The sequence below is a fragment of the Nocardiopsis sp. CA-288880 genome (assembly GCF_050955985.1).
Classification (GTDB): Bacteria; Actinomycetota; Actinomycetes; order Streptosporangiales; family Streptosporangiaceae; genus Nocardiopsis; species Nocardiopsis tropica.
The window spans coordinates 3170725-3183507 of the sequence record NZ_CP192105.1; the positions used below are offsets into that span (position 1 = coordinate 3170725).

The 12783-nt window shown below is 69.3% G+C and carries 16 protein-coding genes and 1 CRISPR repeat array; of the genes, 6 read left to right on the forward strand and 10 right to left on the reverse strand.

The window, feature by feature from the left end:
- Positions 1-9 precede the first annotated feature (9 nt).
- From ACQPYD_RS13510 to ACQPYD_RS13525, 4 genes are all read left to right on the forward strand, one after another.
- On the forward strand, positions 10-219 hold the full coding sequence (locus tag ACQPYD_RS13510; protein WP_267949778.1) for an MbtH family protein: 210 nt from the start codon (positions 10-12) through the stop codon (positions 217-219).
- 264 nt (positions 220-483) lie between these two features.
- Positions 484-1263 (forward strand): hypothetical protein, encoded by a 780-nt coding sequence (locus ACQPYD_RS13515; RefSeq protein ID WP_433701329.1) that lies wholly within the window; start codon positions 484-486, stop codon positions 1261-1263.
- Between the two features lie 11 nt (positions 1264-1274).
- Positions 1275-1799: a GNAT family N-acetyltransferase gene (locus ACQPYD_RS13520; RefSeq protein WP_433701330.1), complete on the forward strand. Its 525-nt coding sequence runs from the start codon at positions 1275-1277 to the stop codon at positions 1797-1799.
- A 157-nt stretch (positions 1800-1956) separates the two neighbouring features.
- Entirely contained in the window at positions 1957-2541 is a 585-nt protein-coding gene (locus ACQPYD_RS13525; RefSeq protein ID WP_433701331.1) for an HD domain-containing protein, read from the forward strand.
- Between the two features lie 447 nt (positions 2542-2988).
- Positions 2989-3445: direct repeats of the CRISPR family, unit length 29 nt; unit sequence GTGAGCCCCACGCACGTGGGGATGGACCG.
- 84 nt (positions 3446-3529) lie between these two features.
- Here the strand turns inward: ACQPYD_RS13525 and ACQPYD_RS13530 are convergent.
- The 8 genes from ACQPYD_RS13530 to ACQPYD_RS13565 all read right to left on the reverse strand — a co-directional run bounded on the left by ACQPYD_RS13530 (position 3530) and on the right by ACQPYD_RS13565 (position 9392).
- Entirely contained in the window at positions 3530-4546 is a 1017-nt protein-coding gene (locus ACQPYD_RS13530; RefSeq protein ID WP_433701332.1) for a protein-L-isoaspartate O-methyltransferase family protein, read from the reverse strand.
- A 31-nt stretch (positions 4547-4577) separates the two neighbouring features.
- Positions 4578-4985 carry a lasso peptide biosynthesis B2 protein gene (locus tag ACQPYD_RS13535; protein WP_433701333.1) on the reverse strand — a complete coding sequence of 136 codons (408 nt, stop codon included), beginning with the start codon at positions 4983-4985 and terminating at the stop codon, positions 4578-4580.
- 8 nt (positions 4986-4993) lie between these two features.
- Entirely contained in the window at positions 4994-5269 is a 276-nt protein-coding gene (locus tag ACQPYD_RS13540; protein WP_433701334.1) for a PqqD family protein, read from the reverse strand.
- Positions 5266-7002 carry an albusnodin/ikarugamycin family macrolactam cyclase gene (locus ACQPYD_RS13545; protein ID WP_433701335.1) on the reverse strand — a complete coding sequence of 579 codons (1737 nt, stop codon included), beginning with the start codon at positions 7000-7002 and terminating at the stop codon, positions 5266-5268. Before ACQPYD_RS13545 ends, ACQPYD_RS13540 begins: the two co-directional genes overlap by 4 nt.
- A gap of 65 nt (positions 7003-7067) precedes the next feature.
- Positions 7068-7196, reverse strand: coding sequence for a lasso RiPP family leader peptide-containing protein (locus ACQPYD_RS13550; RefSeq protein ID WP_433701336.1), 129 nt, complete (start codon positions 7194-7196; stop codon positions 7068-7070).
- A gap of 102 nt (positions 7197-7298) precedes the next feature.
- Positions 7299-7700 (reverse strand): helix-turn-helix domain-containing protein, encoded by a 402-nt coding sequence (locus ACQPYD_RS13555; protein WP_433701337.1) that lies wholly within the window; start codon positions 7698-7700, stop codon positions 7299-7301.
- Positions 7697-8584, reverse strand: coding sequence for a tetratricopeptide repeat protein (locus tag ACQPYD_RS13560; RefSeq protein ID WP_433701338.1), 888 nt, complete (start codon positions 8582-8584; stop codon positions 7697-7699). The genes ACQPYD_RS13555 and ACQPYD_RS13560 overlap by 4 nt, the downstream gene beginning before the upstream one ends.
- A 325-nt stretch (positions 8585-8909) precedes the next feature.
- Positions 8910-9392 carry an ATP-binding protein gene (locus ACQPYD_RS13565; protein WP_433701339.1) on the reverse strand — a complete coding sequence of 161 codons (483 nt, stop codon included), beginning with the start codon at positions 9390-9392 and terminating at the stop codon, positions 8910-8912.
- 219 nt (positions 9393-9611) lie between these two features.
- On the opposite strand from ACQPYD_RS13565, the gene ACQPYD_RS13570 reads away from it, so the two are divergent.
- The gene (locus ACQPYD_RS13570) at positions 9612-10430 is read left to right on the forward strand and encodes a helix-turn-helix domain-containing protein (RefSeq protein WP_433701340.1); all 819 of its coding nucleotides are present in this window, start codon (positions 9612-9614) and stop codon (positions 10428-10430) included.
- Entirely contained in the window at positions 10427-10606 is a 180-nt protein-coding gene (locus tag ACQPYD_RS13575) for a DUF397 domain-containing protein (RefSeq protein WP_433701341.1), read from the forward strand. Before ACQPYD_RS13570 ends, ACQPYD_RS13575 begins: the two co-directional genes overlap by 4 nt.
- Before the next feature lie 409 nt (positions 10607-11015).
- On the opposite strand, the gene ACQPYD_RS13580 is transcribed toward ACQPYD_RS13575, so the two are convergent.
- Both ACQPYD_RS13580 and ACQPYD_RS13585 read right to left on the reverse strand, forming a co-directional pair.
- Positions 11016-11174 (reverse strand): hypothetical protein, encoded by a 159-nt coding sequence (locus ACQPYD_RS13580; RefSeq protein WP_433701342.1) that lies wholly within the window; start codon positions 11172-11174, stop codon positions 11016-11018.
- Between the two features lie 189 nt (positions 11175-11363).
- Positions 11364-12767, reverse strand: coding sequence for an alkaline phosphatase family protein (locus ACQPYD_RS13585; RefSeq protein WP_433701343.1), 1404 nt, complete (start codon positions 12765-12767; stop codon positions 11364-11366).
- Positions 12768-12783 lie beyond the last annotated feature (16 nt).

Below are 12783 nucleotides of genomic sequence, written 5' to 3' on the forward strand. Positions count from 1 at the left end.
ACGATCGACGTGAGCAACCCCTTCGACGACGAGGACGGCCGTTTCCTGGTGCTGGTCAACGACGAGGGACAGCACTCCCTGTGGCCCGCCTTCGCCGAGGTGCCCCGGGGGTGGCGGGTGGCCCAGGGTGAGACTTCCCGGGCCGAGGCGCTGGAGTACGTGGAGCGCGAGTGGACCGACCTGCGTCCGGCGAGCCTGATCGCCGCACAGGAGGGTTGACCGCGCCGGGACGCGCGGAGCCGGCGCCCGGGCAGTGTCCCCGGGCCCGCGTTCCGCGCCGTCCCGCCGCGCGTGCCCCGGCCTCCCGGGGCGGTGCTTCGAAGACCTGGTGGAGGATTTTCGAGAAAGCGGAGGAAAGCACCAGAGCGGTAGCGGCGGGCCTGTCGTCCAGCGCACGGGTGAAGTCTCCGGTTAGACGGCTCGACGACCGAGAAGACGAGTACGCCGGAGGTTTCGTGCCGACCCTGCCCGGCCCCGGGTGCGGTGACCTCACCGATCCCCGCAGGGTCCTACCTCCGACTGCGGCACCTGCTGCACCGGCTCGGATTCACACCCCGACCGCTGGAGCAGTCGGACACCGCTGTGGAAGCGGACCGGTTCATCGGGTACGTGCTCGGCAGCGACGGGCCCGTCGACCTGGACCATCGCCCCCTCGCCACGGGGGTGATCACCCGCCCGTTCACGGAGTTGGTGGCGTGGCCGACCCAGGAAGAGGAACCCCATACGGGGCTCGGCGAGATCACCGACGCCCAGCTCCTCCCTCGGGTCGGCCCGCGCTCCCGGAGCGTGCTGGAGTTCGCCGACGACGGGATCGCACCCCCGGCGCTGGTCAACTCCATGACCCTGCTGACGCTGGAGACCACCGCACCCGTGCTGTTGAGGCACGGGCTGTGGCCGGTACACCCGTTCGCTGACCCGACCATGGTCGAACTCGGCGAGCAGCTCCCGTTCGCCTGTCGGGAGCTGAAGCAGCTCCAGCGGCGCCGCCTGGCGGCACTCGGGATGAGCGAGGACGTGGTGCACCCGGTCGAACGGGAGAGCTTCGCCGAGGTCATCGAGGAAGCCCTGATCACCAACGCCCCGAAGTTGTTCGCTCGTATGCTGGCCGAGGGCTCGGTGCTGTTCGAGGAGGGCCTGGTGGACCCCGACGGGCTGCGCACGGCCGCCGAGCGCCTGACTCCCGGGTGCTACCTCGAAGAACGTGACGCGAAGATCCTGGAAGTCCTGAGCCTGCACCTGTCCGCCACCGCCTTCCTGCACTGAGAGGATCAGCCGTGTTCACCATGCGTCCCGCCACCGAGGCCGACACCCCCGGCGTCGCGTCGATGATCACCGCGCGCTGCGACTGGATGGAACAGCACGGGCTGGAGTCCTGGCGTGAGAACGTGGACGACCTCGCAGGGCAGGCCGCGACCGGGTTCATGTGGGTGCTCGAGGACGAGGACCGCATCGTCGGATGCACCACGGTGACCAACCACGCGCCGCCGAAGGACTGGACTCCCGAGGAAGCCGCCGAGAAGTCCTTGTACCTGTTCACGACGGTGACCGACCCGGCCTACCGGGAGCACAGGCCCGGCACCCTGATCGCCCTGTGGGCGGTCGACCTGGCAGCGCGTCACGGCCACCAGTGGGTGCGGCGAGGCTGCTTCTTCCCCGAGCTGGTCAAGTACTACGAGACCCAGGGGTTCTCCCTGGTCAAGGAGCAGGACCGGAGCGCCGGACACCTGTACCTGCTCGAGCGTCGCGCGGAACGCCTCGACCTCGGGCAGTTCAATTTGTCGACGTCGGCCGCGGTCTGACCGCAGGCACGACAAAACCGCCCGCCCCTCCGGAAGGAGGGGCGGGCGGTCGTGCGTTGGGCCCGACATGGGTCGGGCTCGTTCTCCGATTCCCACCGCGAGCCGGGGGGACTGCTTTACGCTCTCAGGATGATCCACCGCCGGTAGAGAGGGTCACATGGCTGACGAGCAGGACACCCGCACGGTCGACTTCCTGTACGAGATGGGGTTGCTGAAGCGGTACAAGCGCACCGGGTGGACGGTCGCGGGCGTCTCGGCCCCGGAGTCGATCGCGGACCACTCGCACCGCACGGCGATCACGGCGGCGGTCATCGCCGAGCTGGAGGGCGCGGACCCGCAGCGTGCGGCGTTCCTGGCGCTCTTCCACGACACGCAGGAGACCCGGATCACCGACATCCCCCACATCGGGAAGCGGTACCTCAAGGCCGTGTCGAACGCGGAGGTGACCGCGGACCAGGTCGTGGGGATGCCGGAGGGGCCGGCGCGTCTGATCGGCGGGGCGGAAGCCGAGTACGAGGCCCAGGAGACGGCCGAGGCGCGGTGCGCGAAGGACGCCGACAAGCTCGAGTGCCTCCTCCAGGCCGTCGAGTACCAGGAGCAGGGCACGGACGCGCAGGCGTGGATCGACTCGTCGCTGGCGGCGTTGAAGACCGGCTCGGCACAGCGGCTCGCGAAGGTCGCGCTGGAGCGGAATCCGCTGGCGTGGATGCACGAGGCGCGGGACTCCAAGCCCGCCCTGTAGAGAAGACGCGGACGGGCCCCGCTGTGGGGCAGGGCCTGTTCGTCACTCCTGCCCGAGTGCCTCGGACCATCCGAAGTGACAGGAGATGTCCACGAGATGGGCAGCTCGTTCTCCGAGGACCGCTGAACGAAGCAGCACGCGAGAGATATCCGTCCATCGGAAGCCCGACGAGGGAGTTGCCGCCCGGCCCATCACCGAGTGGAAGCAGAAGTTCGGCAGTGGTCGCCGCGGCGAACCGGTGGCGCTGTGGCAGGGTATGGACGTCGAGGCACTCGGGCTTGCCCTCGAGAAGTCGGAGTTTCCGGACCTGCGGATCGTCGCGGAGGCGCTCATCCGCCCGGTGTTCGGCGTACCGCCGATCTTGGTGGGAGCCGAGGTCGGTCATTTCCTTGACTGGCCAGTAGGACTCGCGGAGATAACGTCCCGCGTTGTTGCAGGTCGTTAAGTGTGAGCCCCACGCACGTGGGGATGGACCGGCGGTGAGGGAGGGGGTGCGTGTGTGCACGGTGTGAGCCCCACGCACGTGGGGATGGACCGGCGATCGAGCTGTGGATCGGGATGCTGGCGACGGTGAGCCCCACGCACGTGGGGATGGACCGCAACGGGGGCGCGTGGCCATGGCCTCCTGTACGTGAGCCCCACGCACGTGGGGATGGACCGCCCACCACCCCGAGCCCGACCGCGAGAAGCCTGTGAGCCCCATGCACGTGGGGATGGACCGCCTCAGCACGCGGACACGATCGGGGAGGAGATGTGAGCCCCATGCACGTGGGGATGGACCGCTGCCACCGAGCGGCTTCAGTTCGACGGTCTCGTGAGCCCCACGCACGTGGGGATGGACCGCCGAGAATGTCGACCACCTGCGACCAGCGGCGGTGAGCCCCACGCACGTGGGGATGGACCGGGCCTCACCCGGATCACCGAGCGAGGCCCTGCGGTGTGCGACCACCGCGGACTGAGTAGGTGGGAAGCCAGCCCTTGAACGGGGTCAGGGGCGGGCGGGTTCACTCTGTTCCGCCCGGACCCTCCACCCGTTGCCCTCCTGACGCAGAACCGGGCGAACCTGCGCCCATCCCGGGCAGCCAGCGCTTCGCCACTCCTCGACCCAACCCCGAGCCACGGTCTCAGCAGAGGAGGCACCGGTACTGAGGGCGTCCGGTCCGAACGGACGGAACACGAACAGCCCACCGGCGTCGGCGTATCCCACACCGAACCCCTTCGGCCCTCCGACCGTGGCCAGCTCGTCCGGGTGTGTGGCGTACAGCCAGGCCCGAAACGCCGAGGGGTCGTCGCCGTCCTCGAACACCTGGACCGTCTGCGAGTCATCAGCGAGTCGAGTCAACCTCTCCCCGGCGTCGGCAGGGTGCTCCTTCGCCCACGCTCCCGCGACCCACCACGTCCCGTCCCGGTCGTCCTGCACGCGAACGTCAATGCCTCGGGGCGGAACCGTCCACTGGTCGAGGTCGGCCCCGTGCATCTCGACGTACCCGCCCGGGGCCAGCGCGCGCCCCGTCAGGCCGTGGTCCTCGGTGACGTCGGCCGTCACCACGGCGTGCGTCTTGACCAGCCCTGCCAGTTCGACCGGAGCGACGATCTGCCCTCCGGGGCGGCTCTGCTCGACCCAGGTGTGCGGAATCGCTTCGGGCGTCGTCCACGCGACCACGCGGTCGAACGGCCCGAACTCGGGTGCCCCCGCGTGACCGTCAGCGGTCAGCAGAGTGACGTTGGTCCGGTCGCCTTGGGTGTGGAGCGCTCGCGCTCGCTCGACCAGGGCGGGCACGACGTCCACCGTCACCACGGTCCCGGACGGGCCGACGAGTTCGCTCAGCAGGGCGCTGCTGTATCCGGAGCCCGTCCCGATCTCCAGCACCTTCATGCCGGGCTGAACGTCGAGTCCGTCGAGGGTGGCGGCGATCAGCGGTCCCGCCGTTGTCTGCGTGACGAGCGAACCGTCAGCGTTGAGCGTGTAGACGCCTTCGTCCACCGTCTCCAGAGCAGCGGTCACTCGCTGGGTGTACTGAGCCACATGGTGCCTTTCAGGTTCGGTTGATCGCGATGAAGGGGCGGTCGGGCTCGACCGGTTCTCCGATGGGGGTTCCCTGCGCCTCGATCCAGGCGTGGGCGGCATAGGGCATCATGCGGGCACCGATGATCCAGTCCACGGCCCTGCGCATCAGTATCGCGGTCAAGGCCGCTGCCAGGGAGAGTTCCAGGCAAGCGGCGCGTCCGGGATACCAGCGCGCGGCGGATCGCGCGGCGGCAACGGCGTCGGCCGCCTCGGAGGAGGACGCGGGAGTCCGGGTTCGGCTCTTGAGGGCCGTGAGGGTGGCCACGCTGTGCTTGAGCGGGAGGCGCAGCAGCACCACGGCCGACCAGAAGCCGATGATGCCCAGGATGCGTCGTCTCAGCCGCGGGCGTCGGGACGGCTCGGAGGGAAGAGCCATGGGCATCGTCACGGGCCGTCCCCCTCCGGGCGAATCAGCCCTCGCTCGGACAGGTCCTGCACGAGTCGGTTGACGTCGGCTTTCACGATCTCCGGGGCGGTGTCCGTCTCAGCGGCCAGGTTCTCGGCCAGCTCTTCGGGGTCGTTGCCACCGATGAGCGACTTCCAGAGCCCCGCGCCCGTGGGGTTCAGCCCGTAGAACTTCCCGGTGGCCAGGTCGAGGAGCATTGCGCCGTCCTCCTGGACGACGAACTTCACGGCCTCGCCGGGGATGTAGGTGGTCATGCTTCTCCCGTGTACGTTTCGAGCTGCCGTAGCCACACCTCGGTGGCCAGGACCTGACTGAGTGCGCCCATGGGCGCGCGAGCCCCGCTGATCGCCGCGTCGAGGTCGGCGCGGACGGCCGCCGCGTCGATGATGTCGAGATCGGCCAAGCGCGAATCGGTCAGCAACGCACGCACTGCGCCAGCGTTGGCGCGAAGCCCGTGGTACTCGCACGCGGAGTAGTCGCCTTTGGTGCGCCGGATGAACAGGTCGTTCGGTAGCCGACCGGTAAAGGCCTGGCGCAGCAGCGGCTTGGCCTGGTGCACTGTCGCGCGCTGCCACGCGGGAACGGACAGGCACGCGGCTAGCACGTCGGAGTCGAAGAACGGTGCGGCGATCGGCACGCCGAGGTGATCGGCCACGTGGAGGAAGGAGCGGGTCACGCTGCCGTGCCACCGGATGAGCCGCAACGTGTGGGCGTCGGCTCCGTCCTGGTCGTCTCCGGGGCGGCCGGCTCGGAGCGCTTCGGCCACCTGGGCTCGTGCCGAAGGCGTTGCCCACCGGGCGCTCTTGCTCACGTGGACCCAGGCGACGGAGGACTCGAACCGGGGGACGTGCTCGGCACGGCGCGCCCTGGGAGGCGTGTCCAGCTCGGTGGCAGCATGTTCGAGCGCAGCCCGGTAGGACGTCCGGGAAGCGACCAACGCCGCGCGCACCAGCCGATGCACAGGCCGGTGCCGTAGTCGCGCCCACCCTGTGCACTCCGAGATGAATCGGCGTGCGCCAGCAAGGCGGGCCGCGTCAGCAAGGTAGGTGATCGGCGCACCGAGGACGACGTCACCACCTCCCCCGACGAGATGAACACTGGTCCCTGCGACGGGGGCTAAGCGGAACCGGGTGCGGGCATACAGGAGTACGTCCAGGCTCGACAGATCAGTGACGGGTGCCCCGAACAGGTCGGTGAATGGCAGTTCCTCCGGGCCTCCGGTGAGCACCTGGTGGGTCAGGCCGGGCTCGTCCTTGGCGAGCGCGAGCGCATACCCGGCATCGTCGTCGTTCGCGGAGTAGGAATCGGTGTAGGTCAGTGCCGTGATCGGGGTGTCGGTGGTCCGCGCAGCGAGCAGCGCCAACGTCGAGGAGTCCAGCCCCCCGGACAGGTCGGCCGACACGGCCGCGGCTCCGGCGGTGTGTGCTCTGACAGACGTCGCCAGCGCCTCGGCGAGAGCTTCGGGTGCGTCGCGGACTGGAATAGGGGACGGGTCTGGGCGCCGCTCGGTGGTCGCGTGCTCGCCGGAGATGACGAGGATGCGGGAGGGGGAGAGCTCCCGTACCCCGTGGTAGATCGATTCGTCCGACAGGTCGGGCGCGGCGTCGGGAAGGAACAAGTTCGCCGCCACCGCGAGGGGGTTGACCTGTGATCCGGTCAGTTGCGCGAGCGGGAGCGGACTCAACGCCAGTTGAATAGTGCCGTTGTGTCGGGTCCACCACCATCGGATCGTGCCGGCGAGATCACCGGCCACAGCAATACCGTCGCCGTCTCTGACCGTCACGCCGAAGCGCCCGGGGAGGTGTACCAGGGCTCGGACTGCCTGAGCCGGGGTGGTGTTCGTGACGATCGCGTCCGCTACGGTCTGGTCGCTGGACAGACAGTCACCGAACAACGTCGCTGACAACCCTGGGGTGCTGATCTGGCGGGTTGGGGGGTCCCAGCGGCTGAACCGGATCGTGGTCTGTGGGGGTGGCGCGTCCGGCACCGGCCCTCCTTCTTCCGACGAGGTCCGGGCGCGAACCCACATGGGGTCCGCGCCCGGCGCGGGGGTTAGTTGTAGCGGGCGGCGTCCAGGTCCGCCGTGTCGTTCTGAGCGGAACCCAGCGTGAGTTCACGGGCGTCGCCCAGGTCGGTCAGCGCCGGGGCCTCGTAGGTCTCGGGGATGGTGTTCTCGTTCACGGTTCCTCCTTGGAATCGCTCTCTCTTAACCGGGTTGGGGGTCCTTCCCGGGGTGTGCGGTTTCGGACCGGGGTGCCTTCACCGCACGTCCACATGTGACAGTCATGTGGAGTCTTTGGTGTCTCTCGCACGCCGGGGCTTCACGGGCTTCTGGAACTCGCTGGAGCCACGTCCGAGAGTCGAGATGAGGCCGAGGGTCATTCGCGTGTCGGCGATGCGGTCCACATCCTCCCGAAAGAACCGGCGGTGACCACCTGGAGTGCGGGCGACTCGAATCGCGCCCTTGTCAGCCCATGCGTGGAGCGTGTTCGCGTGGACGCCGAGCCTTCGCTGTGTTTCGCGTGGGCTCAGGACTTCCGGTTTCGAATCGGTCACCTGCGGGCTTCTTCCTGGTCGATGCGATCGGTGGGTAGTCCGGCGACAAGGGGCGGCCCCCTTGGTCGCCCCTTGTCGCCGTGGCCGTTCCGCTCTGAGGGGGTCTGGCTCCGAGCGGACGGCGGTCATGCTCCCGCGGTGACCGGACCGGCCAGGCGGGAAAGTTCTCGGGCATCGGTGTGCGCGCCGATCGACTCGGCGAGGTTGACGAGGTCGGTGAGGAGCTGTTGGGCGTCGGCGGCGCGGCCGAGTCCTTCGAGGGTCAGGGCGAGGCTGCGTCCGCAGCGGACCCGCTGATAGGCGTCCCCGTCTCCCTCGAACCACCGGTAGGCGTGTTCGAGGAATCCCAGAGCCTTGGCGTAGTCGCCCTCGTGGCGGTAGGTCTCCCCGATGCGCCGGTTCATGAGCACGACCCCTCTCTCGCGGCCGGCCGTGGCGAACAGGTCCCGAGCCTGGGTCACCAACTCCCGCGCCTTGCCGGGGTCGTCCTTCTTCATCTCGACGGTGCCCAGGGCCTCCAGGCACGAGGCTTCACCGAGACGGTGGGCGGCTTCGGCCCACCGGGCCCGTGCGCGCTGTAGATATGACTCGGCCACCTCGACCTGGTCCTGCCACAGGTGGTACTCGCCCAGCGCGGCGAGCATCCGGGCGTGGGCGGCGGCGCCGCAGTGCCGGGCCGACTCCTCGGCCATCTCATGTGTGCACCTCCAGAGCTGCCAGTCCTTGCGGATGTGCAGCCACCCCGACAGGGCCTCCGCGAGCTGCCACGCCTCTTCGTGGCGCGTGGTCGCAGTTGCGATGCGGATGCACCCGCGGATCACCGGAGCTGCGACATCCATCCACGCCATGGCGTCCTGGTGGGTGTCGAATGCGTCGTGCGCTGCCCGGCTGTAGTCGGCGAGCAGCCACCGGCCGGGGTTGATGCGCCGATCCGCCGCCTGAGCGAGCGGCAGGAAGACGTCGATCAGTTCGGCGGGCAAGCGTTCCGCGTCATCGAGCGTGGGAGTGGTCACCTGCGGGGGTCCTCTCTTGGTGGGTTGGTGTGGAGGCGTGGCGGGCGGGACTCGCACGGGGCCTGGGGGACGGTCCCGGTGTGCTGGCCTGGCACGGTCAACCGCCCGCCACGCCGGTCTGGCTAGTGCCGCTGGATTTCCTCGTAGAGGTCATTGGGGGTGGCTCGGCTCAGCATCAGAGGATGGGTGCCTCCCCGCCGGAAGGCCCAGAACCTCCGGGAGGCGGGTCCCCAGAACACGACCCACCAAGGCCCGACCGCCCGTTGCAGCGCTGCGGCGTTCTGCCGGTGCGGGGCGTCCTCTGCCTGCGTGCGAGCGCGGACGCTCACTGCTGGTCCCGGTCGATGTCGAACCACACGGTGGTGCGGCTGTCCTCGTAGAGGACGCCCCATCGGGTGGACATGGCATCGACCAGGCGAAGCCCGAACCCCCCGTCCTCGCCCTCTCCGGCCGCCACATCGACGTCCCGAAGGCGCGGCCCGGCCCCTGGCTCGCAGGGGCCGTTGTCCACGACTTTGACCTGCGTGGTCATGCCGGTCTTGCTGACGATGACGATGACCTCACCACCGGCCTTTCCGCTGCGGCTGTGGCGGACCGCGTTCGCGAAAAGCTCGGTGGTGAGGAGTGCAAGGGTCTCTGCCTCTTCGGCGGGGCGCCCGGCGTACTCGCGGACCCACCGTCGGGCGACAGCGGCCAGCTGGTGGAGCCCGTAGACGGCGACCGCGTCCCCGATCGGCAGGGGCCGGCTGGTGATGATCGGTGACCGTAGAGCCTCATCGGTCACACGGCGCGGCGGCGGCAACCTCATGTCGGATTGCGTGCTGCTCTCATGCAACTCGATCACCTTGCCCACAGAGATCACCCTCGGTCGGTCCGTTCGGAGACGTTCGGCCTCTGCCGAGAGCATGGACGCGAGTCGGTTAGGAATCTAGGGATGCCGCGTAATCAGGACAGACGCGAGAACGACGCATCATTCTGCGTCGGCAGCGCGTCATCCCTGCAACATGTCCTGTGGCATAGTGCTGGCATGGCGACTGAGGCCCCTCCCGGCGCATGGCGCGAATTTGGTGCCAGATTGGGCCATTTGCGAAAAATGGCCGGTTTATCCCAGCATGAGTTAGCCCAGCTAGGCGGCATAGCTCGGAGCACTCTCGGTGGCTACGAGTCTGGGGCCCGCAGGCCCAGGCGTAGCCATGTAGAGGCCCTGGACCGGGAGCTGGAAGCACACGGAGGTGTTCTACGCGCTTGGGAAGCCGCGCGGCGAACGGACAACAACCCGGAGTGGTTCAGAGCGATCGCCGAAGCGGAGAAGTATGCGACCACCATCGATATTTTTCACTCAGCACTCATCCCGGGAAGATTTCAGATCCCCGAGTACGCACGCGCAGTGCTAACCGACTGCCGCCCCGGAGACGACCCGGCCAACATCGATCGGCTGGTGAAGATCAGAACGTCGATGCTGCCGAAACTGCTTTCGCTCAACCGTCCGCAGATGCTCGTGGTGCTCACTGAGTACGTGATCCGCCACAACATAGGAGCACCACAGGACCAAGTGAAGCAACTGGATCATCTGCTGAGGCTGCATTCCGATGGGACCATCCGGCTTCTGATCGTCCCATCGGGAACACAGAACCGCGCGGGTGTAGCGACCGGACCGTTCAGGCTCATCTCCTTCGAGGACCGGCTGCCGATGGCCTACGCCGAACACGCCTCCGGAGGAGTGATCATCGACCAGCGCGACGAGGTCAGGCGGCTGGGCGCTATCTTCGGGGAACAGATGTCCTGGGCGCTTACGCCCGCAGCCTCCCTGGACCTGGTGAAGCAAGTGAGAGGTGACCTGGCATGACCGCCGAGTGGCACAAGTCCTCATACAGCAGTGGCAACAACGAGTGCGTGGAAGTTCGGGAGTACGCAGCAGGTGCTGACGTGCGCGACACCCAGAACCGCTCGCTCGGTCACATCGCGTACTCGCCCGATGCGTGGGCCGCGTTCCTGGGCAAAGTCAAGCAGAGCAGCCGATAGTGCCGCACCGGCCCCTGGGAGTCGCCGTCCAGGGGCCTGCGGTTGCCCCTACGATCTCTGCCTGTTGTCCCCCCGTGCGTCGATATCGTGCGGACACGAGGTCGCAGTGAGCCAAGGGGAGGGGCGACGGTGGCGGAGACGCCCATCCAGGCCGCGGTCCTTGGCGTGCTCCTGTGAGCCCCGCGCTTGTGGGGATGGACCGGGCAGCTCGGCGTCCTGGACCGTCAGGAGCGTATGAGCCCCACGCACGTGGGGGACCGTCCCGGGCGGACAAGGGGGTCGGCCTGATCGAAGAGGAGCCCCCGGTCGTCGCCCCACGCCCGCGGCCGTTCTCGTCGGCGGGCAGGACCCCGGGGACGACGAAGGCGCCGACGAGGATCCGTCGGCGCCCGGAGGGCAGTCGCCCGCCCTAGTGTCCCGCGTGCTCCTCGTCGGTGCTGACGACCAGCGCGTAGGCCTCGGCGAGGTCCTTCACGTCTTCGGCCTCCTCGGACACGGGAGCGAGCTCCACGATCTTCTTGAGGAGGGCTTCGCGTGCCTGGGCCTGGATGTCCTGCGATTCAGTCATGCGCCAACCCTAGACCCGATACCGGACATGTCCGGCCACTTCCCCGCATCCACCGGCAGAGGCCGCCCGGCCGGTGGTCTCCACGCACGGGGAGACCACCGTGACCGAGCGGCAGGGCCACGCGCCCGGAGCCGCCGGCACCGCCCACGAAGCCGCAGGTCGGACCACGCGGCCGGCGGCGGCCGGGGGTCAGGGGAGGGTGGACGGTCCCGCCGGTGCCGGCACACCGGCGAGACCGAGTATGAGGTCGCGGACCTCGGTGGCCGCGACGCGTTCCCGGGCGAAGCCAGGATCGGTGCACAGCACCAGGGGGCCGTCGTCGGGGTCCCCGTGCGCGCGCCCGTGGGTGCCGCGCACACAGCCCGGGTCGAGCGGGACCACGTTCATGGCGTAGCGCAGACCGGCCTTCTTGCGCACGAGGTTGGCCGCCGCGCGCGCCTTGACGAACCGGTCCCGGGGATCCAGGAAGAGCTCGGCCGGGTCGTAGCCCGGCTTGCGGTGGATGTCCACGCCCCGCGCGAAGTCCGGCGCCGCCCCGTCGCGCAGCCAGTAGTAGTAGGTGAACCAGGCCCCCGGGTCGGCCACGAGGACGAGCTCGCCGGAGCGCTCGTGGTCCAGCCCGTGCTCCGCCTGCCCGTCGCGGTCCAGGACGAGGTCCACCCCCTCCACCCCGGCGAGGAGGCCGGCGACCGCGGACACGTCGCCGGGGTCGCGGACGTACACGTGGGCGCACTGGTGGTCGGCCACCGCGAAGGCGCGCGACTCCCACGGGTCCAGGTACTCCATCCCGTGCTGGGTGTGGACCTCCAGCAGCCCGGCCTCCCGCAGCACCCGGTTGACGTGCACGGGCCTGTCCGCGGGGGTGATGCCGTACTCGCTGAGGACCATCACGGCGGTGCCCGAGCGCTCGGCGTCGTCCAACAGGGGCGCCAGGGCCGCGTCCAGGTCGCCCACCGCCCGGCGGGCCTGCTCCGAGCCGGGGCCGTACCGCTGCAGGTCGTAGTCCAGGTGGGGGACGTAGCACAGGGTCAGGTCGGCCCGCGGCATCAGTCTGCGGGTCGCGGCCACGATCCACTCGGTGGAGCGGATCGACGCGGTCGGCCCCCAGTAGTGGAAGAGCGGGAAGGGCCCCAGCTCCGCGGTCAGCTCGTCGTGGAGGGCGGGGGGACGGGTGTAGCAGTCGGGGGACTTGCGCCCGTCGGCGTGGTAGACCGGCCTAGGGGTGACGGTCCAGTCGGTGGTGGCGCCCATGGCGTACCACCAGCACACGTTCGCGGTGCGAAAACCCGGCCGGCGGCGCCGGGCGGTCTCCCACACCTTCTCGCCCTGGACCAGGCGGTTGTGCTGGCGCCACAGGTACACCTCGCCCAGGTCCCGGAAGTACCAGCCGTTGCCGACGGCGCCGTGCCCGGCCGGGGGCAGGCCGGTCAGGAACGTGGACTGGACGGTGCAGGTGACGGCGGGCAGGACGGTCTCCAGCGGGGCCTGCCAGCCCGTCTCGGCCATGGCGCGCAGTCGGGGCGCGTGTCGCAGCAGCCGGGGCGTGAGCCCGACCGCGTTGACGACGAGCAGGCGCGGTTCCTCCGTCGGCATACGGGTGTCCCTTCGT

What these genes read in the sequence shown, in the direction of transcription:
- ACQPYD_RS13525 (WP_433701331.1), top strand. Translation starts at nt 1,957, where the DNA reads ATGGCTGACGAGCAGGACACCCGCACGGTCGACTTCCTGTACGAGATG.
- ACQPYD_RS13535 (WP_433701333.1), bottom strand. Translation starts at nt 4,985, where the DNA reads ATGGCTCTTCCCTCCGAGCCGTCCCGACGCCCGCGGCTGAGACGACGC.
- ACQPYD_RS13540 (WP_433701334.1), bottom strand. Translation starts at nt 5,269, where the DNA reads ATGACCACCTACATCCCCGGCGAGGCCGTGAAGTTCGTCGTCCAGGAG.
- ACQPYD_RS13555 (WP_433701337.1), bottom strand. Translation starts at nt 7,700, where the DNA reads ATGACCGCCGTCCGCTCGGAGCCAGACCCCCTCAGAGCGGAACGGCCA.
- ACQPYD_RS13565 (WP_433701339.1), bottom strand. Translation starts at nt 9,392, where the DNA reads ATGAGGTTGCCGCCGCCGCGCCGTGTGACCGATGAGGCTCTACGGTCA.
- ACQPYD_RS13570 (WP_433701340.1), top strand. Translation starts at nt 9,612, where the DNA reads ATGGCGACTGAGGCCCCTCCCGGCGCATGGCGCGAATTTGGTGCCAGA.
- ACQPYD_RS13575 (WP_433701341.1), top strand. Translation starts at nt 10,427, where the DNA reads ATGACCGCCGAGTGGCACAAGTCCTCATACAGCAGTGGCAACAACGAG.
- ACQPYD_RS13580 (WP_433701342.1), bottom strand. Translation starts at nt 11,174, where the DNA reads ATGACTGAATCGCAGGACATCCAGGCCCAGGCACGCGAAGCCCTCCTC.
- ACQPYD_RS13585 (WP_433701343.1), bottom strand. Translation starts at nt 12,767, where the DNA reads ATGCCGACGGAGGAACCGCGCCTGCTCGTCGTCAACGCGGTCGGGCTC.